Source organism: Methanoculleus sp. SDB (assembly GCA_001412355.1).
Lineage (GTDB): Archaea > Halobacteriota > Methanomicrobia > Methanomicrobiales > Methanomicrobiaceae > LKUD01.
Window position 1 is genome coordinate 23,583 of sequence record LKUD01000051.1, and the last position, 21,979, is coordinate 45,561.

Annotated in this window: 18 protein-coding genes; 11 read left to right on the top strand and 7 right to left on the bottom strand. The window is 49.0% G+C overall.

Features of this window, described 5'->3' with window-relative positions; all coding sequences use genetic code 11:
- Positions 1–32 precede the first annotated feature (32 nt).
- On the top strand, positions 33–1,940 hold the full coding sequence (locus APR53_03290; GenBank protein KQC04383.1) for a hypothetical protein: 1,908 nt from the start codon (positions 33–35) through the stop codon (positions 1,938–1,940).
- Here APR53_03290 and APR53_03295 read toward each other — a convergent pair.
- The 5 genes from APR53_03295 to APR53_03315 are packed head-to-tail and all read right to left on the bottom strand — an operon-like array spanning position 1,934 to position 6,044.
- A complete protein-coding gene (locus APR53_03295) occupies positions 1,934–2,947 on the bottom strand; it encodes a hypothetical protein (GenBank protein KQC04384.1) in 1,014 nt (337 codons plus the stop codon). The two genes, APR53_03290 and APR53_03295, sit on opposite strands and share 7 nt — an antisense overlap.
- The gene (locus tag APR53_03300) at positions 2,948–3,841 is read right to left on the bottom strand and encodes a hypothetical protein (GenBank protein ID KQC04385.1); all 894 of its coding nucleotides are present in this window, start codon (positions 3,839–3,841) and stop codon (positions 2,948–2,950) included.
- Positions 3,842–3,844: 3 nt separating this feature from the next.
- Positions 3,845–4,294 carry a dTDP-4-dehydrorhamnose 3,5-epimerase gene (locus tag APR53_03305; GenBank protein KQC04386.1) on the bottom strand — a complete coding sequence of 150 codons (450 nt, stop codon included), beginning with the start codon at positions 4,292–4,294 and terminating at the stop codon, positions 3,845–3,847.
- Complete coding sequence (locus tag APR53_03310) at positions 4,291–5,295, bottom strand: sugar dehydratase (protein ID KQC04387.1); 1,005 nt, start codon at positions 5,293–5,295, stop codon at positions 4,291–4,293. The genes APR53_03305 and APR53_03310 overlap by 4 nt, the downstream gene beginning before the upstream one ends.
- Positions 5,274–6,044, bottom strand: coding sequence for a hypothetical protein (locus APR53_03315; GenBank protein ID KQC04421.1), 771 nt, complete (start codon positions 6,042–6,044; stop codon positions 5,274–5,276). The genes APR53_03310 and APR53_03315 overlap by 22 nt, the downstream gene beginning before the upstream one ends.
- Before the next feature lie 214 nt (positions 6,045–6,258).
- On the opposite strand from APR53_03315, the gene APR53_03320 reads away from it, so the two are divergent.
- The 10 genes from APR53_03320 (at position 6,259) to APR53_03365 (ending at position 19,411) form a co-directional block, all read left to right on the top strand.
- Positions 6,259–8,055 carry a hypothetical protein gene (locus APR53_03320; protein ID KQC04388.1) on the top strand — a complete coding sequence of 599 codons (1,797 nt, stop codon included), beginning with the start codon at positions 6,259–6,261 and terminating at the stop codon, positions 8,053–8,055.
- 224 nt (positions 8,056–8,279) lie between these two features.
- Positions 8,280–10,196, top strand: a complete 1,917-nt coding sequence (locus tag APR53_03325; GenBank protein KQC04389.1) for a hypothetical protein — start codon at positions 8,280–8,282, stop codon at positions 10,194–10,196.
- A gap of 230 nt (positions 10,197–10,426) precedes the next feature.
- Positions 10,427–11,410, top strand: coding sequence for a UDP-N-acetylglucosamine 4,6-dehydratase (inverting) (locus APR53_03330; protein KQC04390.1), 984 nt, complete (start codon positions 10,427–10,429; stop codon positions 11,408–11,410).
- 26 nt (positions 11,411–11,436) lie between these two features.
- On the top strand, positions 11,437–12,603 hold the full coding sequence (locus APR53_03335; protein KQC04391.1) for a UDP-4-amino-4,6-dideoxy-N-acetyl-beta-L-altrosamine transaminase: 1,167 nt from the start codon (positions 11,437–11,439) through the stop codon (positions 12,601–12,603).
- The gene (locus APR53_03340) at positions 12,600–13,295 is read left to right on the top strand and encodes a pseudaminic acid cytidylyltransferase (protein ID KQC04392.1); all 696 of its coding nucleotides are present in this window, start codon (positions 12,600–12,602) and stop codon (positions 13,293–13,295) included. The genes APR53_03335 and APR53_03340 overlap by 4 nt, the downstream gene beginning before the upstream one ends.
- Complete coding sequence (locus APR53_03345; protein ID KQC04393.1) at positions 13,295–14,851, top strand: hypothetical protein; 1,557 nt, start codon at positions 13,295–13,297, stop codon at positions 14,849–14,851. The genes APR53_03340 and APR53_03345 overlap by 1 nt, the downstream gene beginning before the upstream one ends.
- 67 nt (positions 14,852–14,918) lie before the next feature.
- Entirely contained in the window at positions 14,919–15,962 is a 1,044-nt protein-coding gene (locus APR53_03350) for a pseudaminic acid synthase (protein KQC04394.1), read from the top strand.
- A 24-nt stretch (positions 15,963–15,986) separates the two neighbouring features.
- Positions 15,987–16,982, top strand: coding sequence for a hypothetical protein (locus APR53_03355; GenBank protein KQC04395.1), 996 nt, complete (start codon positions 15,987–15,989; stop codon positions 16,980–16,982).
- A complete protein-coding gene (locus tag APR53_03360; GenBank protein ID KQC04396.1) occupies positions 16,979–18,109 on the top strand; it encodes a hypothetical protein in 1,131 nt (376 codons plus the stop codon). The genes APR53_03355 and APR53_03360 overlap by 4 nt, the downstream gene beginning before the upstream one ends.
- A 27-nt stretch (positions 18,110–18,136) precedes the next feature.
- The gene (locus APR53_03365; protein KQC04397.1) at positions 18,137–19,411 is read left to right on the top strand and encodes a hypothetical protein; all 1,275 of its coding nucleotides are present in this window, start codon (positions 18,137–18,139) and stop codon (positions 19,409–19,411) included.
- Positions 19,412–19,485: 74 nt separating this feature from the next.
- Here the strand turns inward: APR53_03365 and APR53_03370 are convergent, their stop codons facing one another.
- Together APR53_03370 and APR53_03375 are read right to left on the bottom strand one after the other, a co-directional pair.
- A complete protein-coding gene (locus APR53_03370) occupies positions 19,486–20,913 on the bottom strand; it encodes a hypothetical protein (GenBank protein ID KQC04398.1) in 1,428 nt (475 codons plus the stop codon).
- 4 nt (positions 20,914–20,917) lie between these two features.
- Positions 20,918–21,880 (bottom strand): hypothetical protein, encoded by a 963-nt coding sequence (locus APR53_03375; protein KQC04399.1) that lies wholly within the window; start codon positions 21,878–21,880, stop codon positions 20,918–20,920.
- Positions 21,881–21,979 lie beyond the last annotated feature (99 nt).

Consider the following 21,979-nt stretch of genomic DNA (forward strand, 5'->3'; position numbering starts at 1 on the left):
CGAATAATTACTGTGCCGGAATACGAGAACGTATGGCAGATTCCGTCCGAAAAAAAGTCGTTGCATTTCTCGAACAGGTCGAGGATGTCTCCGCTTTTTTTGAAAAAGATATCTATCGGGACTCCGAAGTCCTCCTCATCGCCACATCACCGCAGGTCTGTCACGAACTTGAAAAAACGGGGCTGCCGTACCGTCAGATCGAGGATTATTCTGACAGGTACGAGATAATCACATTGGGCATGAATAATTTCCGGACACTTGAATCGCTCTGTCATGAGGTTGACGATCTGCTCAGGTCCCGGTACTTCGATGTAAAAAAGTATGGACTCCGGCTTACGCTTGACAATATTTATCCGCTTAAAATACTCTATGATGCGCTCAGCATTCGGATCGCGATCCTTTCGAACGTGATCGCACGGGAAAAGCCTGAAACGATCGTCACCTGTGTCCGTAAAGCACCCCGCGAATCCTGCAACCCGCAATCGTTGCCCTTCAGCTATCACGAAAGCATCTATGACATCCTGCTCGGCATTCCCAAATTGCGCGGCGATATCACACATGAAAGGATTGGCATCGGAGAGCCCGGTGAAGATACGGCGATATCGGGAGCACCCGGTTCAATTCTTTTCGCACATCTGAAAGAGCATGTACGGCATTCTGCATGTGTCACGGCCATCCTGTACTGCACACGAGTCGCCGGAATAGCCGGTACGCTATGCCTGATCCCCCGAATTCTCATCAATCACATACACGGCCGGAAAAAGCTGTTTTGTATGGGATACGCCTATAACTGGGAGAATATACTTCCCGAACTGTACCGGGAAGGGTATTCGGTTTATCACTATCATTTCGGTGATACTGCTCCGGGAGATACTTCCGAAGAGTTCTTTACACCGGAACTGGAGCCAATTATCAGAAAATACTGTACTATCGGCGCAATCGACTTTTCCGAACAGTTTGCCGAGCGGTGTAAATCCTTTATCAGAACATCCGTTGCATGTGCGATGACGCACACCGGCAGGCTGGACTCCATTCTTGAAAAATTATCTCCACAAGCGATGATATGCGGGACAAAGCCGTATTTCATCGACCATCTTGCCGCGCATGTGGCGCATCGGAAACAGATTCCCGTGGTTTCCTGGCAGCATGGATCGCATGGGATGAATTATGCCCCTCTGATGCTCTTCGTCGAGACAATGGACTCAAATGCACATTTATTCTTTGGTGAAGGGGTGCAGGAGGTCTATGCAAAGGATATTGAGCGCCTCGCCTTTGCAACAGAAACGATTCCGGTAGGATCGCAGGAACTCGAGTCACTCTTTGCGACACAAACCGCAGGGAGGAGAGAGTACGATGTGCTCTATGTCACAACGAATTACATGGAGAACCATCTGTATATTTTCTCCCCTTCGGTCCTTCAGGACAATGATTTCTGGCGCACACAGAAAACGATCCTTGATGCGGTGGGACGTCTCGGGTTAAAAACAGCATTTAAGCTGCATCCGGGCAGATATTATGACCACCATCTCTCCGAATATGTAGAGAGCAAATCCTACTCGTGTGTGACGATTATTAAAAACGAGCGATCCTACACCGCACTCCTTGCAGACGCAGACATTGTTGTTATCGATTTTCCCAGCACAACGCTCCTTCAGGCACTTGCACGGGGCAAGACGGTTTTTGTTCTTCTCAGACATCTTAAATTCAACACGCATGCCATCAATCTCCTGAAAAAATGCGCATACTGCAGTGAGGATCCGGCTGAACTCGCTGAAATGATTGCCCGGTACTGTACGGGAAAACCACTCGATCAGCAGCCGGATAGTAAAAATACTGAATTTCTTGAGCATTATGGCATTCACAAGATGGATGGAAGGGTTGCAGAGCGTGCGATATCTGCGCTTGCGGCTGTCATTGGAGGAGAAATAAGAACTCAGTAATCTTCTTGTTTTCTTTCGAGCAATGCTCTTACCGCACGCCGTGTTCCCGAAAACAGCATCAGGGATCCGGAAATTAGGATTAAAAATAAATATGCCGCTTTTATGGATCCCTCTTTCCACGATCCCCGCATTTGCAACGACCATGCGCCCGTCGCAATGCCGGCGAAGACTGACGGGCGGAAATTATGCATCATATCCGATCGCCTGAAGCCCGCATAGATGCAGTCACGGATAAACCTCCGGAGGGCGATGTTTATCTCACCGGCAAACTCCTCAGCCTGGGTTCCGAGTTCCTCAATGAGTCTCGCATAGATTTTCAGGGTATCGAGATACCCCAGAGGACTTCTGAACAGCAGCCGGTATGATTCTGAATGCTCTCCACGCCGGTAATACACCCATGCATTGCTGATATATGCGATAGAGAATTCTCTTGCCACTTTCAGCCACTGATAATAATCCCCGGAATAGGGATATTCAAGAGAAAAAACCCCTGTCTGTTCATACAAGCCACGGCGAACCATGACAGAGGGACAGGATATAAAGGATCTCTCCGAAAGAAGACGTTTAAATCCTTCCGGCGCCTCAAACACGATATTGTTTTCAGAATAGTTATATTCCTGAATGGTATCCGCAGAAACGGCGCGTTGAGATGTGCACGTGAGCCAGACGTCGGGGTGGCTTTCAAGAAATGAGACACAGGTTTCGGTAAAATTCTCGTTGATATAGTCATCCGAATGCAGAATATGAATATATTCGCCGTGTGCGAGATCGATGCACCTGTTAAAATTTCCAAAAAGACCAAGATTCTTCTCATTTTTAAAAAATTTCACCCGGGTATCCGGAAATGAGGCGACGACATCCTCGATAGTGTCAGTGGACGCATTGTCGACGATGATGACTTCGATGTGCGTGTACGTCTGGTTGAGAGCGCTCTCGATTGCCTTTCCCACCATTCGGGCACGGTTAAATGTCGGGATGCATATTGAAACGAGAGGCTCGTTTTTCATTCAGGACACCCGGAGGTTTGTTGACGCGGACATCTCTTCGTACAGGAAATGCACCATCTCTGCAAGGGGAGGTATCCGGTATGAGAGAATATGCTGGATTGCCGATGACGAAACCGTTCCGTTGTCCGGCCGGCTCACTGCAAGATTTTTTGATTCTATTGGCCGGAGATACCGCATCTCAAAATGAAAGCGTTCCATGATCATCCTGTTGAAGTCATACTTGCTGATATTCTCGGTTGAACCAATATTATAGGTACCGGAAATATTCTCCTCAATAGAGCGCATCACAATATCCGCAACCACGTTCACGAGGACCGGATTGAAATACTGATCCGCCGGAGAACGCATGACTTTTTTCGATTGCACCATATCGAGGAGCTGCATGAAATAATTCTGCGTGGCCCTTGTGAAGGGCGTATACCCGAAAATAACAGAGGGCCTGAATATGATATGCCCTGCCCTGCCTCGAACATAGTTTTCTGCCTCGATTTTTGTTTCGATGTAGTAGTTGGTGGGGTTCGTGCTGCATGACTCATCGCAGTTCCCTTCCTCCGTGTTATATACCGCATATGTGGAGAAAAAGATGAATTTACTTTCGGGAAATGCTTCGATCAGGTTTTTTGTCGAGGAAACATTTGCATTATGGCACTCCTCCCGGTTCTTCTCACAGATATCGGTTTTCGCCATCGCTGCCGTGTGAACTATCACATCGGGGCTGCAGGCACGTGAAAGTGCGGCAACAGCGCCTTTATCGGTGAGATCCGCCACAATATCCGTATAATCGTGGCTCCTCCGACTTGTGCCGATGACGTTCCACCCGGGATGGTTACCGATATGCCGGATAATTGCAGATCCCACAAATCCCGAAGCACCGGTGATTAATATCGTTTTCATCGGTTACCCGTGCCTGACACCCCAGTTATAGCCGATTTCTTCATCAAACGGATCGATTCTCTCGATTTCGTCCGGGTCATGCGGAATCGTCGCACAGTTTGCCACAATCGCTTTTTCATTGCCAATTGCCGTGAATCCGTTGACAACATGGGGGGGGACCTTCACAAGCACATAATTCTCCTCACCCATGAAAATTTCCTGCAGTTCTCCGTATGTTGGTGAATCCTGCCGCGAATCATAGAGAACAAGTTTGATATTGCCTGAAATAACCGCGTAATTCAGTTCCATCACCCTGTGAATATGCCAGCCTTTGATCACATGCGGGAAAATGACCGAGAAATAGATCTCGCCAAATTCGGTGAAGGTCGGATCGGTCCGTTTAATCATATGGCGCACATAGCCCCGTTCATCGAGAAATGTCCTGAGCGGTGTAATACAAACTCCTTCTATCATGGAAACACCTTCTCCCTGTACCATTGAATCGTCCTGTGAAGCCCCTCCACCAGGTTCGTACCGGGCGACCAGCGCAACGTCGTTTGTGCCTTCTCTATGGAGAGATACTGATCCTGGATCTCGTGGCGGCTTGAGGCCATGATTTCGGGCTGAATCTCCGATCCCATCAGGTCCAGAATATTCTGTACGAGAGAAAGAACCGTATGCCTCTCGCCGCTGCTGAAATTGAATGCTTCGCCGGAGACTCCCGGAGCGGAGATCTTCTCGGCCATCGTGAGGTATGCATCCACGGCATCCTCTACATAGAAATACTCCCGCACCGGCGTACCGTCACTCCTGATTACGGGACGCGTTCCCTCACAAACGGCTTTGATTGTTCCGGGAATGATTCTGTTGAAGTTGAGATCGCCGGGACCGTAAATGTTGCCCATCCGGGCGATACAGACAGGAAGATCGTACGTGGTTCCGTAACACTGTGCAATTAAGTCGGTGCAGCTTTTCGAGACATCATAGGGATGTTCACCGGCAAGCGGCATCTCTTCGGTATAGGGGAGAATTTTACTTGTCCCGTAGGCCTTATCAGACGATGCAACGCAAATTCCCCGTAGGGTGTCAGAATATACGGAATGGATCCGTGCAGCCTCAAGCAGGTTCCATGTTCCTTCAATATTTGCCTTGAATGTCGTTACCGGCGAAGTATTTCCGACATGAACGATTGTCTGTGCACCAAGGTGGAAAATATACTCGATATCGTACTCGGCAAGTATTCGCTGCATCAGGCTGAAATCCTCAAGTTCCCCTCGTACGATACAAACGGATGCGTCGCCGTCGAGCCAGGTGCCGAGCAGCCGTGCCCTCGGGACCCAGTCCCGGACGAGCGCAACAACCTCTCCGCCATATTTTTCCAGTGTGTTGACGAGATTCAGGCCGACGACTCCCGTAGCCCCGGTCACGAGCACACGCGTATCCTTCCACATTCTCAGTCGTTCCATATCTTCCATCGGGGATCGACCTGCCACATCTGATTCAACTCTTCATAATCCTTATACGTGTCCATCGGGTGCCAGAAACCATCATGCACATAGTACCCGAGTTTGCCTTCGCCGGCAATCACCTGCAGCGTATCTTCAAACATGACATCGTCGTTTTCCGAAATATAGTCGAAGACTTCCTCTTCGAGAACCATAAACCCGACATTGATAAATTCGTCCATGCGCGGTTTTTCCCGGAACGAATCGATTATATCGCCGTTCAGTTTAGCAATTCCATACTTGGAATACGGCCGCGTTATTGTGATCGTTGCAATAATGCCATGCTCCGCCCTGAGTTTTTCGTGCCGGAGAAGCAGGGAGTCGATATCGATATCTGCGACGCCGTCGCCGTATGTCACCATGAATGTGCCCGGCCGTAGGGACTGCCTGCACAATGCAAGCCGTTTCGATGTTTTCGACTCCTGTCCTGTCTGGATAAAGAAAATTTCCCAGTCTACCTTTGCCTGCGGGACAGATATATCAGAGAGGTTTATCGAAAAGTTCTGCGTCAGGGGATGCTGGTTTAAAAAATAATTCACAATCATGTCCCCCCTGTACCCGAGCGTGAGGATGAATTTTTTGTAATTATAATGGGCATATATCTTCATTATATGCCATAGAATCGGGTATTCACCGAGTTCTACCAGCGGCTTTGGCATTTCCCGCGTCTTCTCGCTGAGGCGTGTCCCCCGCCCGCCGCAGAAGATGACGATATCGATATCGCGTGAATCCGAAGGCATCATTCCTATTTTTTGTTACCTTCCTATAAAATTATGATTGAACGCCGGGCGTTTGTTTTCACGGCAAAGGGCAGTCCCCTCCGTCAATCGCGGCCATGCAGGAATGTTTAAAGGGTTAAAAGACAAAATTATGCAATCCAAAATGGGTGCGAAAGCAATCCGGTTCCTGTTTTGAGTATTTGAGGATCACCAAATGAATGCGGATCTCACACTGCTGAAAAAATATATCACCCCTTATTCTCCGAAACTTGTCATTATCGCCCTTCTTACCATCGTATGCAGTGTTTTTGAAGCCGTGAACATCGGAGCTCTCGTGCCGCTTCTTCAGATCATGTCAGGGGAGAGCGACGCCGGGGGATACCTTGTCGTCTACCTGCAATGGCTGCTGAGCATTGTCGGTCTCGAACTGAACTTCAACAACCTTCTGCTTCTGATCCTCGTCCTGTTTCTTTCAGGGCAGTGCCTGATATATATTAAGGAATATATCCAGTTACATCTCAGATTTACTTTTGTCTCAGACCTGAAATCACATATATTCAAAAATATCGTCGCCTCGGACATGACATATTTTCACCTGCAGAAATCCGGCGATCTGATTAACGGGCTGCTGGTTGAAACCGAGAGGGCCGGATCAGGAATCTATGCAATCACCAAGCTGATGAGCACAATATTTCTGATTTGCGTATATGCTCTCATGCTCTTTTACATCTCTGTCGAGATAACCTTCATCTGCATCGGAATAACAATACTCGGTTTTTACCTGCTGAATATTATCCTCAGGGCATCAAAACGGTACGGCATTGAGATTGTTAGGAATAATTCGCAACTCAATGAATTTACCGTTGAGAGATTTAATCTTTTCAAGATTATTAAGACGGCATCGACAGAAGATCTGGAATCGGGACGTTTTTCGGATATCGCCCGGAGACTGTCATATGTAAACGCAATGTATGGCATCAACGGCAAGAAAGTGGAGATTTTTTTTCAGGCGGTCATATTTTTAATCGCTGCGTTGATCCTGTTCATATCGGTATCAATATTCAAGCTCCCCGTGGCGCTGCTTCTCGTTTTCCTGTTCATTCTCGTCCGGATGACAGACCCTCTGCGAACCCTGAACAACCTGCGTCACGAACTTGCCGGGGAGCTTGCAAGTTTTAATAAAATCGAACAGATCAATACCAAAGCGGTTACAGCCCGGTCAATTGAAAGTGGGGACGCGGAATTTACAGGATTAGAAAAGAGCATTACGCTTGACCACGTGTCATTCTCGTACGAGCCGGGAAAACCCGTCCTGAAGGATGTAAACCTGACAATCCATAAAAACGAGATGATTGCGATTGTCGGTGGTTCCGGAGGAGGCAAGTCCACTCTCGTCGATCTCATCATACGGCTCATGGATCCCGCAAACGGCCGCATAATGATCGATACGCATGACATAAAGGAACTGGATCTCGCCTCCTACCACGCAAAACTGGGCGTCGTTACGCAGGACATCTATATTTTTAACGATTCTGTCCTCAACAACATCTGCTATGGCAGTGATGAGATATCTCCCGGACGAGCGATGGAAGCGGCAAAAATTGCTTTTGCCCATAATTTCATCATGGAGCTGCCGGAGGGGTACGACACGCCCCTGGGCGATAAGGGCCTGAAGCTGTCGGGCGGCCAGAGACAACGGATTTCTCTTGCCCGCGCACTATACAGGAATCCCGAACTCCTCATCCTTGATGAGGCCACCAGTGCACTCGATACCGAATCCGAAAAGATAATCCAGGATTCCATTTTGAACATCAGGCATAAATATACATTTATTATTATTGCGCACCGGCTCTCCACAATAATAAATGCTGACAGGATTGTCGTGATAGAAGACGGTCGTATTGTTGAAACAGGGAAACACGACGAACTGCTCAGGAAGCGGGATGCCTATTATCGATACTATACGATGCAATACGAAAAAAAGAGGACGCTTGAAAGCGATGAACCATAAATCCGTATTTCTTATTATTGAGGCCCCCGGTGTCTCCGGCCTCCCGTATCCGTGGCTGCAGTCCGAAAAGTCCGGTAATAAGCCTGATGAGAGAATTGTCCTGACTGAAGGCGGTTAAATTGCCGGGAGCGGGGAAGTATGAAGAACTCCGATAACAGATGCTTTAACCACCCGGGTATTCGGTGAAATCCGGAAAAAAGTCCTGCATTACTGAGTGATTATGAATGAAAAATACTAAAATAAAGAAAACGGCAGTATTTGAGTTCATCGGCGTGTTTTCTATCCCGGTTGTATATTTATATACAATCATGGGGTATGCCATAAAATATTTCAGGATTCACCCCGAAGCCGTGAAAGTATTTGGCAAAATCTCTGCCGGGGCACATATTCAGGAAATTAAATGGACCGATTTTGATTACTATTTCCGGATGTTCAGCCATGATCAGGCACTCACCGCGATTGAAAAAATATATCGCGAAACATATGACGGCAGCCGATTTATACGTCCTTTTGTTCATCTTGTGAATTCTGACAGGATACATCTGGTTTATAAAAAGGAGCTTGTTGAACGACTTCAGAACTTTTATGACATTCAAAATTGTGTGAACAAGATCGCCGAAACAGGCGGCAATCTGGTTTTTATTCCGGCCGGGTACGCCAGCTTCGAAAGCATTACTGATACGCGGTATGATTCGCGGATAAAAATTCCTTTATGGAGTCGTTTGGTCTCGATCGTCCATGAGCTCATTCTCAGATTTATGTATGGTATCGGCCTTGCCGTCTTCCCGCTTCTGCTGGTATTTCTCACTACGAGAAATATTGACAGCCAGACGAGGGCAAAAAAAAGATATCGCATCGGTCTCAGGGTATATACGCAGGACTGGGGTTTTCTCTTCAGGTACAGGAAGATAGATTTTCTTCTGGACGGGGACACAATTACCAGAGAAAATACTCTTTTTTGCATAGAAACAGATATTTCACAAGAATACCGGGATATTCTGAATGCGAAGAAATACAATACTATTGAAATCAGAACAATACTGTCGACTCTGACTTACGATTTTATCTGGAACGTTGCAATAAAGAGCGGGCTGCAATGTTCGGTCAGGTCGTGTGTTTTTTCACCCGCTGTGCCATCGTATTTCATCAAGACAGCAATCGGGATTATTTATCATTATATGATATGGACGCGATTCACGGAAGTATACGCGCTGACACATTACGTGGTATACACTCATTTTGAGAAATATCATGTTGTCCGGAATATCGTGTTGGGAAAGGCCGGGATAAAAACCTGGTATTATATCCATTCAACGCACCATAACGACTTATTTGAGAAACCGGGCGAAAGCCCTCTTCGTCATGTCTTTTATTCCTATCTGTATTATGACAATCTGGTTTCCTGGGGAAATGTGTGTGTTGAGATTTTCACCAGAACAAAGAATTATTTTACGAATTATTACAATGTGGGATGCATCTGGTCCGAGCATGCACGAAGAATAGCGGAAGGGGAATGCCCGTCCGGTTTACGGAAAAAAGCATTTGAAAATCTGGAAACAAAGCCGGAAAAAGTGCTCGGCGTATTTGATACGTCATTTGGAAAAGGCGTCATTCTGCAGGAAGATGATATAATATCATATATTGCGGGCATTCTGAAATTCCTTAAAAATAACCCGGAGATCGGAGTACTATTCAAGCCAAAAAAAGTCTGGGAAGAGATGATGGTGCAAATGCCGGACATTGACCGCGATTTCAGGGATGTGTATGAAGAGTTGTTATCCCATGAACGGTGCTATTCTGTCGGGAGGTTTGGCGAAACCTGTGAAGTGATTGCAGAGTCCGACCTCATTGTTTCCGCGTGCTTCACCTCAACCACCGGTGAAGCACTTGGCGCACGAAAAAAGGCGATATACTTCGACTCTTCATCCCGCTTTAAAGGCTGCTATTTTGACAAATTTCCCTCGATGGTCGCACATGGATATGATGAATTTGAAGCTTTCGTGAAATACTGGCTCTATGAAATCAGTGATGAGGGCTTCGATGAATACCTGAAGAACTACGTTCAAGGCGAAATCGACGCAAATTTAGAGGGAAAAGGGATAACGTTGTTTCGTGAACTGCTCTGCAGGGAAGAGGCCTGATCTGTTTTCTCAGGAGTATGGCTCTTCGCTATTGTGTAAAGGGCACTTCCCAATCAGTTTTCACCCTCCAAAACAGCGACGAGCTTCGAACTCTGCTATATCTACCGTCATCCAGGATCCTGTCTCTTTTTTTCGGATTCATGGTCAGAAACAGGGCTAATTTTTTTAACAGAAATTTCGTTACCGTACCTGACGAAAGGTAGAAAGCACTTAAAATACAACGTTATTCAATGCAATATTTCGATGATAAGACGATACTCATCACCGGGGGCACCGGTTCGTTTGGACGGGCGTTTGTGGAAAGCCTTTTAAAAGAGAATGATCCTCAAAGCGTCCGCATTTACTCACGCGGGGAACTGCTCCAATATGAAACAGAGAGACTCTTTCCCGACAAGCGTCTTCGATTCTTCATCGGGGATGTGAGGGATAAGGAGAGACTTTCCCGTGCCATGAACGGGGTTGATATCGTCATACATGCCGCCGCCCTCAAGCATGTACCCATATGCGAATATAATCCGATCGAGGCGGTAAAGACCAATATTAACGGAGCAATAAATATCATCGATGCAGCCATCGATAACAATGTGGATCGGGTCCTTGGCCTGAGCACCGACAAGGCAGTGCATCCCGTCAATCTCTATGGCGCGACAAAAATGGTGGCCGAAAAGCTGTTTGTACAGGGGAATTCATACTCAGGAGATGAAAGAGACACAAAATTTTCCTGTGTCCGGTACGGAAATGTCGTGGGAAGCAGGGGGAGCGTGATACCGCTCTTCCTCTCCCAGAAGAATACCGGGAAGATAACCATTACCGATGAGCGGATGACGCGGTTCTGGCTTACCCTCGAAGAGGGGGTCAGATTCGTGCAGCAGAGCATCGAGCGAATGACAGGAGGAGAGATCTTCGTTCCCCGGATCCCCAGTATGAAGGTGACCGATCTCGCACGTGCCATCGTGCCGGATGCGGAGGTTGAGATCATCGGCATCAGACCCGGGGAGAAACTTCACGAGATACTCATCACCGAGGATGAGGCCCGGCACACCAAGGAGTACGACACCTATTACTCGATTGAGCCCGAGCTGAAGTTCTGGGGGGAGAAGACCGGAGATGGCGGGAGGCCGTTGCCGGAAGGATACCGGTATGCAAGCAACACCAACACCCAATGGCTTGATATCGATGATCTTAATCAGATGGTACAATCACTCCACCAGTAAGTGACGATTGTGCGGCGCCGATACTTATGAAACAGATTCCATATGGACGACAGGATATCAATCAAGCCGATATCGACGCGGTCGTTGGTATTTTGCGCTCAGATCTCATCACCCAGGGTCCTGCTGTACCCCGTTTCGAGAAAGCTGTAGCATCCAGGGTCCGGGCCAGACACGCAGTTGCCGTGAACAGCGGTACGTCGGCCCTGCATATCGCCTGCAGGGTTCTCGGATTAAAGCCCGGCGGAATGTTGTGGACAAGCCCCGTCACCTTCGTCGCTTCCGCCAACTGCGGCCTCTATTGCGGGGCTTACGTGGATTTCGTCGACATTGATCCTCTCACATACAACATCTCCGTCGAGGCACTTGAGAGAAAACTGATCACAGCAGAAGAAGATGGGCAAATGCCTGATGTGGTGGTACCCGTTCATCTGTGCGGCCAGTCCTGCGACATGGAAAGAATACATGATCTCTCGGAATGCTACGGATTTGCGATCATCGAAGACGCTTCACACGCAATCGGCGGCCGATATAAAGGAATGCACATTGGAAACTGCCGCTACAGCAATATCACTGTTTTCAGCTTTCATCCGGTGAAAATTATCACGACAGGCGAGGGTGGAATGGCATTGACAAACGACGACACGCTTGCAGAACATATGGCATTGCTGCGTAGCCATGGCATCACACGCGATCCGGCGAAGATGACGCATGAATCCGAAGGCCCGTGGTACTACCAGCAGATAGAACTGGGCTACAACTACCGCCTGACGGATCTGCAGGCGGCACTTGGTATCAGCCAGATGACGCGGCTCGATACATATGTGACCCGCCGTCATGAACTGGCGGATCGTTACAATCGCCTTCTTGCTGATCTGCCGATCACGACACCATGGCAGCATCCGGATTGTTATTCAAGCTTCCATCTCTACGTCATCCGCCTGAAGCGGGAAAAAATTACGAAAAGCCATCGGGAGGTGTTTGAGTCAATGCGTGACGAGGGCATCGGGGTAAATCTTCATTATATCCCTGTGCACACTCAGCCCCTGTATCAACGGATGGGATTTGAACAGGGCGATTTTCCCGAAGCCGAACGATATTACACGGAAGCAATCAGCCTGCCGATATATCCGGCAATGACGGAACAGCAACAGGATCTGGTGGTGGATGCAATCCGCCGGGCGGTACGTGAATGAGACTGGCAGTCATTCCCGCCCGTGGCGGCAGTAAAAGAATTCCCCGAAAAAACATCAGGGATTTCTGCGGTAAGCCGATCATCGCCTGGTCGATTGAAGCCGCACTGGACAGCGGGTGCTTTGACCGGGTTATCGTTTCTACGGATGACGCTGAAATCGCCGACGTTGCCCGTCAATGGGGGGCGGAGGTGCCATTCATCCGCCCGGCAGAACTATCGACTGACTATTCGGGCACACTTTCGGTAATCCGTCATGCCGTTGTATGGTTCGCAGAGCGAGGCATTGACTTCGGACAGATATGCTGCATCTATGCTACGGCGCCATTTGTATCTGTTGATGACATCAGGCGCGGTCTGGAAATCCTCACCACCGGCGGCAGCGAATATGCATTTTCAGTAACCAGCTTCCCTTTTCCAATCCAGCGTGCCGTGAAGATCACAAAAGACGGGCGCCTGGAAATGTTCCAGCCCGAACATTTTGCCACCCGCTCCCAGGATCTGGAAGAGGCATATCACGACGCCGGTCAGTTTTACTGGGGTGTTTCTGATGCATGGAGAGAGGAAAAGCCTCTTTTCTCACACATAGCCGCTCCTGTAATTCTCCCCCGCCACCGGGTTCAGGACATCGACACCCCGGAGGACTGGGTGCGGGCCGAGTTAATGTTCGAATTGTTACACAAGCTGCAGGATTGATGGTGTTGATGAACATGCACATAGTCTTTCGGACGGATGCCTCACTCACCATCGGCACCGGCCATATCATGCGCTGTCTGAACCTTGCAGAATATCTGGTCGGAAAAGGTGCGGACGTTTCCTTTATCTGCCGCGAGCATGAAGGCCATCTCTGCGACCTGATTGAAGATCATGGTTTTCCGGTTCACCGCCTTCCTCCTCCCGAAGATGGATTTGCAGCCGAATCAAAACCGGCGCATGCCGCCTGGCTTGGTGCGGCGTGGCAGGAGGATTCCGAACAGACCATCGCTGTCATCAGAAACTCAGGAGCAAAGCCCGACTGGCTGGTTGTGGATCATTACGCCCTCGATCATCGATGGGAACGCACCATCCGTCCTTACGCGGAGCGTATCTTTGTGATTGATGATCTTGCCGACCGGACTCACGACTGTGAAATATTACTTGACCAGAATCTCGTCGCGGATCTGCACACCCGGTATCGTGAAAAGGTACCGAAAGGCTGTGCCTTTCTCCTCGGCCCCGGGTATGCTCTGCTGCAGCCGTTTTATGCTGATCTGCATGATCGTATCCCACCACGGGAAGGACCGATAAGGAATATTCTCATCTCCTTCGGAGGGGGGGACAACGATAACCTGACGGGACTGGCGCTTGCAGCCTTTATCGGCCTGAATCGCACGGATATCGAGGTCAATGTTGTTATCCCCGATAGCAGTCCCCATAACCATATAGTTCGGGACCTGGCTGCGGGATTCGCGAATATTCATCTGCATGGCAATCTGCCCACCCTTGCGCCATTGATGGTGAAAGCTGATCTCGCCATCGGTGCAGCGGGAACAACAAGCTGGGAGCGTTTATGCCTCGGACTCCCCGCACTCGTCGTGACGCTGGCTGAGAACCAGCGGCCGATTGGCGATTGGCTGGAACACGAAAGGCTGGCGCGGTGGCTCGGACATAAGGATGAGGTATCTGAAGATGCTATCAGGCAGGCACTCTGTCAGCTGGTGAAAGAGGAACTGGATCAGGAATGGTCTCTGCGATGTCACCGGATCGTGGATGGAAAAGGGGCGGAGCGTACCTCTGCGGTGATAACGATCACGCCAGAGGCGCCGTTAACGGTTCGCCATGCCCGCCTGTCTGATGAAACTCTGATACTCGCGTGGGCGAACGATCCCGAGACACGGCGTAACTCTTTCACGCCGGATCCCATATCTGCGGATACTCATCGGCACTGGTTCCGCAATCGGCTGCGGAATCTGGAGAACTGCCATTTCTATATCGTGGAGAATGAAGAAGGGATACCAGTCGGGCAGGTGCGGTTCGAGAAGGAAGATCAGGCATGGGAGATGAGTTACTCTTTAGCTCCCGAGTATCGCAAAAGAGGTCTTGGCCGACCTCTTATCGAGGCTGCCTTAAATGCAATGCATTCTGAATCCTCAGATTTGGTAGTTTTCGGTAAGGTTAAAGAGAACAATCTTTCTTCCCGCAAAGTATTTGAATCTCTTGACTTCGAATCTCACTGTAACGGGGATGTGGTGGTGTTTCAGCGTGTTTTCTGATCACCATCACAAGGAAAAAGACGGATTATCTGAACACACCAGTAGTACAAAAGAATAATTGATGGCTATGAAAATCAAAGAACACGCAATCGGCCTCGACAGCCCCCCCTTCATCATCGCCGAAATGTCCGGCAACCACAACCAGTCCATCGGCCGGGCCCTTGCTATTGTTGAGGCGGCGGCACAGGCGGGCGCTGATGCCATCAAACTCCAGACATATACTGCCGACACCCTGACCCTCGATATCAACGGGGGCGAGTTCTTCATTAGTGACGAGCAGAATCTATGGAAGGGACAGAGTCTGCATGATCTTTATACCACTGCATCCACACCATGGAAGTGGCATGCGCCGATCATGGAGAGGGCACGGGAACTGGGGATACTCTGTTTCTCCACTCCTTTTGACGAGACCGCAGTCGACTTTCTCGAGAAACTGAACGTCCCCGCCTATAAGATCGCCTCTTTTGAAAATGTTCATCTCCCATTGATTAGAAAAGTGGCGGCCACCGGCAAGCCGGTGATCATATCCACCGGCATGGCAAGCGTAGCAGAAATCGATGAGGCGGTGCGGGCCGCCCGTGAAGCCGGTTGCCGTGACCTTATACTGCTCAAATGCACAAGCACCTACCCGGCTACTCCGGAGAACAGCAATGTAGTCACCATCCCCCATATGCGAGCCCTGTTTGGCTGTGAGGTGGGTCTGTCCGACCACACGATGGGCGTGGGAGTTGCCGTCGCGGCAGTGGCGCAGGGTGCGACGGTGATCGAGAAGCATTTCACCCTCAGCCGTGCAGATGGCGGTGTGGACAGCACATTCTCGCTGGAGCCGGATGAGTTCCGCGCTCTTGTTGTGGAGACCAAGCGCGCCTGGCAGTCGCTGGGACAGGTGCGGTATGGTCCGGGTGAAGAAGAAAAGAGATCTCTGGCCTTTCGACGGTCTCTCTACATTGCCGAGGATCTTCAGAAGGGAGATCTGCTCACCCCGGAGAATCTGCGGTGTGTCAGGCCGGGTCTGGGATTATCGCCCAAATATTATGAGATGCTGCTGGGGAAGCGTGTGAACAGGGATGCGAGGAAGGGGACGCCGTTCAGGTGGGAGATGATCGGGTGAACCAGTTCAACGATGAGAGGTAAAATGGTATATCGTGCGGCAGTTGTCGGATGCGGAAAGATAGGCAGTGAATTTGCAGACGATCCCCGGATCAAGGATATTTATACGCACGCAGGAGCCTACTCCGTATGCCGGGATACGGAACTTGTAGCTGTTTGCGATAGCAATCCCGGGAAATTGAAGCGATGTGCGAGCCGATGGGGAGTAAAATACCGGTTTGATGACATTAATGACATGCTCGCGGTGCAGGAGCCGGAAATTGTGAGCATTTGCACACCGGATCCTACCCATTATGAGCTTATTCGAACTGCAATTGCATCACCATCCGTCCGTGCCGTATTAGCCGAAAAACCTCTCGCAATGCGTGTTGATGAGGCCCGTGACCTTTTCAGGATGGCAGGCCGAAAAAAGGTTGTCCTGGCGGTGAACTATTCCCGTCGCTATGCAGGAAATTTTCAGAATCTTCGTAAATTCCTTCAATCAGGAGGTATCGGGGATATTCAGGCTATAAGCGGCCATTATGGAAACGGGACACGACATACCGGAACGCACTGGTTCGATCTCGTCAGATTTCTGGTCGGAGAAATACGCCGTGTCCGGGCATTTGACAGATTGCATGAAGCAGGAGAGGATCCCACTCTTGATGTTCATCTCGAACTTGATCGAAACATTTTCGGATATCTCCATGGATATAATTCCCGTGACTTCAGCATATTCGAGTTGGATATCATCGGAACACTCGGACGTGTAACAATCTCCGATTCAGGCCATACCATGAGGTTTCACCGGGTGGCTGACAGTCCCTATTACTCGGGTTACCGGTCTCTCATGCCGTTTAAGGAAGAGAGAGGCGGTATGGTGGACACAGTACTCCATGCCGTCGAAGATCTCGTAATGTGCCTCGACACCGGAGCAGAACCCCTCTGCACCGGAAGAGACGGCATTGAAAACCTGAAAATTGCCGAGGCTGCCCTGAATTCAGCAAAAGAAGGCAGAGCGATCACAATGGATAGTGAATGATACCGAAAAAACATCTCCCGGTGATTGTGGCGGTCTGCGGTGATCCGGGCGGGGCAAAGGCGGTGGCTCCCGTCATAAACCTTCTCAGGAGTGACGCCCGCGTTCAGGTCCGGGCCATGGCGTACCGCGAAGCATGTCATCTCTGGAAGCAGCAGGGAATTGAATACACTGAAATATCCGAGGAAATGACTGCTTGTGACATTCAATCACTGTTAAAGGAGATAATGCCTTCATTGCTGCTTACAGGAACATCCTTCAATGGTATTGGCCTCGAAAGGCTGTTCGTCGATGAAGCCCGCCGGCTGGCAATACCCTCACTGACGATCATGGACTTCTGGTCGCATTATTGTGAACGGTTCTGTGATCACGAAGGGAATTTGTCTTCTCTTCCTGACCGGGTTGCGGTAATCGATGAAAGAATGAAAGAGGAGATGATTGAGGCGGGCTTTGATCCAATGAGCCTTGTTATCACAGGTAATCCCGCATATGATGATCTCTACAGGTGGAAACAGAATTTTGGCCCTGACAGCATTGCAGGACTTCGAAAGAGCCTGGGGATCGGGCACGATGACCTGATGGTTCTTTTTGCATCGCAGCCTCTCTCCGCATTATATGGCACGGATCCTTCACATCCGTTGTACCCCGGCTATACCGAAATGAGTGTGCTCGCTTCCCTCCTTCGATCCCTCGAAGAGCCCGGATTTCTGGTAAACCGGAAGATTTTTCTGATAATACGTCCGCATCCGCGCGAAAAACCACAGGATTTCCTCCCGGTGAAAAGTGACCGGGTGCCTGTCATCGTTTCAACTGAGGGAAATTCGCGTGAGCTTGTGATGGCTGCCGATCTCGTTGTCGGCATGACCACTGCTTTGCTCATTGAGGCGTGCTGTCTCGGACGGATCGTTGTAAGCCTGCAGCCAGGTATTCGCACTGCTGATCCCCTGCCGACCAACCGGATGGGCCTGAGTATCGGGGTCTACTCCGAAGATGCTATATCCGCAGTAATAAAAGATGTATTGAGCAACACTGAAAAACACCGTCTACTCGTTCAAAAACTAAAAAAAGTGAAAATTAATGGTAGAGCCACCGAGCGGGTTGCACAGTGCATTTATGATATGCTATCATAGTGTCCGTATCAGGTTAGGAGAATCAATATGAATAAACTGGCATTAAATGGTGGAACTCCGGTCAGAAATGAGGCATTTCCACGCTATGTCACGATAGGTGAGGAGGAGAAACGGGCAGTAATGGAGGTGCTCGACAGCACAGTACTCTCGAAATTCCTTGCGAAATGGTCTCCGGACTATTATGGCGGACCGAAGGTCCGTCAACTGGAGAGAGAGTGGGCAGAGTATTTCAGGGTGCGGCATGCCGTCAGTGTAAACTCTGCAACCTCGGGACTCTATACTGCGGTCGGGGCGGCAGGTGTGGGACCGGGTGACGAGGTCATCGTCTCTCCCTATACAATGAGCGCATCGGCGACTGCAGCAGTTGTCTACGGGGGGATTCCCGTGTTTGCAGATATCGATCCTGAGATTTTCTGCATTACACCGGAATCGATTGAAGAACGAATCACTCCCCTGACAAAAGCAATCATCGCTGTCGATATCTTCGGTCACCCCGCGGATATGGATGAGATCGTGGAGATCGCAAGAGATCGGGATATCATCGTTATTGAAGACGCCGCTCAGGCACCGGGGGCATCATATAAAGGCCGCTATGCAGGGACACTTGCGGATATCGGTGTATTCAGCCTGAATTACCACAAGACAATTCAGTGCGGAGAGGGCGGTATCATCGTAACCGAGCACGATGATCTGGCGGAGCGGTGCCGGATGATACGCAACCATGCCGAGGGTGCGGTCGGAGCAAAAGGAGTCTCAAATCTCGTGAATATGGTAGGGTTTAATTATCGGATGACGGAGATTGAAGCAGCAATTGCACGCGAGCAACTTAAGAAACTGGACACATTGCTCGAATCACGCATCACAGCGGCTAAATTCCTGACAGAACATTTGAAAGCCATACCCGGAATTACTCCGCCGGTCGTTCGTCCTGATGTCAGCCACGGCTATTACGTATATCCGATTCGCTATAATTCAGAAATTATCGGAATACCCAGAGAACGATTTGTTGAAGCCCTCAATGCGGAAGGAATTCCAATTTCCAGCGGTTATGTTGAACCGATCTACATGCAGCCCCTGTACCAGCGACGCATTGCTTTTGGAAGAGAGGGTTTTCCCTTCACCTATCACGGCTATAGGGGGAAAGTGGACTACAGCCCCGGCATATGTCCGGTGACTGAGCGGATGTACTATCAGGAGATGATGATTGCCGACATCTGTCACGGAAATGTATCCCGATCGGATCAGAATGATGTGATTGCGGCATTCGAGAAGGTTACCGCGAATATCGGGGAGCTGGTGTGATACCGGTCCCGGTGGATGTACTTTCATGAGATGAATGAAAGGATCCGCAATCTCCTCTCACCGTGGTAAAAAAATTATTCCCCTTTGTTTCCGACGGGAAATTCTCCGTTGTCCGCCTTATTTACCGTTATTTTCTCCCCTCTCTGTTCACTGAAGCGCATTATCCGTTTGAGATCTCCTTTCGCCATCAGTTCTCTCAGGCCAAGAAGTTCTGGATCGCTGAAACGACTGATATTTACTGTCAATTCGGTGGCGTCACCAAGCGACAGAATGTAATCTTCCAATTTTCCGTCATACTGCTCGAGGATTTTATCCATATTCGAGTGATATAACGCGGAACCGGGATATGGCGTAATAATAAACGGATAGATCTTAAAGCCGTTTTTAATCCAGAAAGTGACCGTTTCATAAATCGACTGGCAATCCTCTCCTTCATATCCCACCATAAAGTTCATTACAGGATTGATCCCGGCTCTGATTGTCTCTTGAAGTGCGTATTGCAGCCGATCAACCGTTGTATTCTTCTTTATTTCCTTCAGGATCCGGTTATCTGCGGACTCCCCACCGATCTCAAGATACGTGCATCCGCATTCCTTCAACCTCTTGAGTAATTGCGGATCGATCGAATTTGCATGACTCGTTGTGCCCCATTTTACCAGATCTGCAAGCCCCTCCTCCTCATAGAGATCGCAGAATTCGAGAGCTCTTTTTTTGTTCGCCAGCATGTTTTCGTCAATCAGTGTCACAAAGTCGATCGCATACCTGAACCTGAAATGCTTGATCATGCCGACAACATACCTGGCGCTCTGAAAGCGTACCCTTTTCCCGCCGACGATATGATAGCAGAACGTACAGTCATAGGGACATCCGCGCTGCGAAATGACATCGATTCTTCGTTTTGCACCGAAAGCCTCGGCAGAAAGGGCAATGGAGCTGTTCGGAAAGTATACCTCCTCCATGGGCAGCATGTCGAGAGCCGGATAAGGCAGGGTATTGAGTTCCTCCTCGCTCATATAGGGGCGCGGAGGATTTTTAATGATGACTCCCTCATTATTTCGGTAATTGATCCCGATTACATCAGAAAAATTCCGGTCATCCGAATTATCTACAATCTCAACGATTGTCTTTTCGCCTTCTCCGATACAGCAAAGATCCAGTTCGGGAATCCACGTGAGCATCTCTTCAGGGATGCTGCTGGCACAGCCGCCACCGGTTATGAGAAGTGCGTCGGGAAATAATCCCCTTAAGCCGGGGAGGATCTTTTTCTGGAATCCGTATGTTGTTACAAGTCCCGAAAGAGATATGATGTCAAAAGACTCATCCGCGATATCAGCGAGAATCTCATCGATCCCCAATCTGTGAGCGTTGGCATCCAGTAAAACAACATCATGCCCTTCCAGATCCAGCACAGCGGCGATAATCGAGAGTCCGTAGGGGATATTCGTCGGAGGTTGTGTCAGCCGTATCGGGGAATTAATCAATAAAATTCGTTTCTTACCCATAAATTCACCTGCAACTCTCTAAAAATTCAGCAAGCCTGAGGCACTTGATTGGCTCCTCATAAATGATCCCACCTTCCGTGCAGTTGAAAATAGTATAACCTTCTTCTGAAATCGTAGTGGCTGCCTCTAACAAACCAATTTTGTAGTAGGAGAATATCGGTTCGGTGAAACCGCCCTCCTTGAAGAACGGATGATCCACCTGTATATAGAACCGATCATAGATCTCCTCATCGGTCAGATTCGGGAATGCCGTCCTGATATTGGGATATGCGTATGTGTCCTGCAATGAAGTTCCTCCGGGATATCCGTAATTGAGCCCTATCATCGCAATGGGATTGCACTTGAGATAATATGCAAATATGACACCAAAGCCTCCAACATTACCCGTCGTATTAAGTATGCTCATTTTTGTGAGGAATTTCATGCACCGGGTAATGGATGTGGTGGAGTCGATATTGTCAATCATCGGATTATAGAAATATTTTCTCCCGACAAACCGGTTCACCGCGTTTGAGGGGGCAATTGTGGCAAAAACCGCTGTTATTTCACTGGCATGCTGATCCACCAGAGGATTATCAAAAAAATTGAGAATATTTTCGCAGTGTCCATCGGCATTGATCACAAAATCAGGGACAATTCCTTCTTCAAGAAGGGGAACGAGCATACGATCGACTGCAATGATGATCCCTCCGAAGTCAGATTCCCTGATGAGCTTCATGTGGTTTTTTTCTTTTACGGAGGGGCCTGCACCCACGACAATCGCAGGAATATCCGGATGTTTTGGTATATTTTTGACGCTTTCCGATTTGCGGATTATATCAAAATTATTCCTGATATTATCAAACCAGAGTTCCAAAAAAGCCTCAATCGTCCCGTCTGTTATTGACGATATAAATTCATCTTCAATCGATGGGAGATATCCTTTTTTTTCCAAAGCAACACCACAGCACAATGAGATCTTATACATCAATCATCTTTGTAGAGGCTTCCGCCACGAATGATAACGATACTCCCAAATGCCCGGATCTTCTTTAATGTTTCTTTATCCAGTATTTTTTCAGAACTC

Bases quoted from the DNA above. Each gene is read 5' to 3' on its own strand.
- APR53_03290 (KQC04383.1), top strand. From the start codon at position 33: ATGGCAGATTCCGTCCGAAAAAAAGTCGTTGCATTTCTCGAACAGGTC.
- APR53_03295 (KQC04384.1), bottom strand. From the start codon at position 2,947: ATGAAAAACGAGCCTCTCGTTTCAATATGCATCCCGACATTTAACCGT.
- APR53_03300 (KQC04385.1), bottom strand. From the start codon at position 3,841: ATGAAAACGATATTAATCACCGGTGCTTCGGGATTTGTGGGATCTGCA.
- APR53_03305 (KQC04386.1), bottom strand. From the start codon at position 4,294: ATGATAGAAGGAGTTTGTATTACACCGCTCAGGACATTTCTCGATGAA.
- APR53_03310 (KQC04387.1), bottom strand. From the start codon at position 5,295: ATGGAAGATATGGAACGACTGAGAATGTGGAAGGATACGCGTGTGCTC.
- APR53_03320 (KQC04388.1), top strand. From the start codon at position 6,259: ATGAATGCGGATCTCACACTGCTGAAAAAATATATCACCCCTTATTCT.
- APR53_03325 (KQC04389.1), top strand. From the start codon at position 8,280: ATGAAAAATACTAAAATAAAGAAAACGGCAGTATTTGAGTTCATCGGC.
- APR53_03330 (KQC04390.1), top strand. From the start codon at position 10,427: ATGCAATATTTCGATGATAAGACGATACTCATCACCGGGGGCACCGGT.
- APR53_03335 (KQC04391.1), top strand. From the start codon at position 11,437: ATGAAACAGATTCCATATGGACGACAGGATATCAATCAAGCCGATATC.
- APR53_03340 (KQC04392.1), top strand. From the start codon at position 12,600: ATGAGACTGGCAGTCATTCCCGCCCGTGGCGGCAGTAAAAGAATTCCC.
- APR53_03345 (KQC04393.1), top strand. From the start codon at position 13,295: ATGGTGTTGATGAACATGCACATAGTCTTTCGGACGGATGCCTCACTC.
- APR53_03350 (KQC04394.1), top strand. From the start codon at position 14,919: ATGAAAATCAAAGAACACGCAATCGGCCTCGACAGCCCCCCCTTCATC.
- APR53_03355 (KQC04395.1), top strand. From the start codon at position 15,987: ATGGTATATCGTGCGGCAGTTGTCGGATGCGGAAAGATAGGCAGTGAA.
- APR53_03360 (KQC04396.1), top strand. From the start codon at position 16,979: ATGATACCGAAAAAACATCTCCCGGTGATTGTGGCGGTCTGCGGTGAT.
- APR53_03365 (KQC04397.1), top strand. From the start codon at position 18,137: ATGAATAAACTGGCATTAAATGGTGGAACTCCGGTCAGAAATGAGGCA.
- APR53_03370 (KQC04398.1), bottom strand. From the start codon at position 20,913: ATGGGTAAGAAACGAATTTTATTGATTAATTCCCCGATACGGCTGACA.
- APR53_03375 (KQC04399.1), bottom strand. From the start codon at position 21,880: ATGTATAAGATCTCATTGTGCTGTGGTGTTGCTTTGGAAAAAAAAGGA.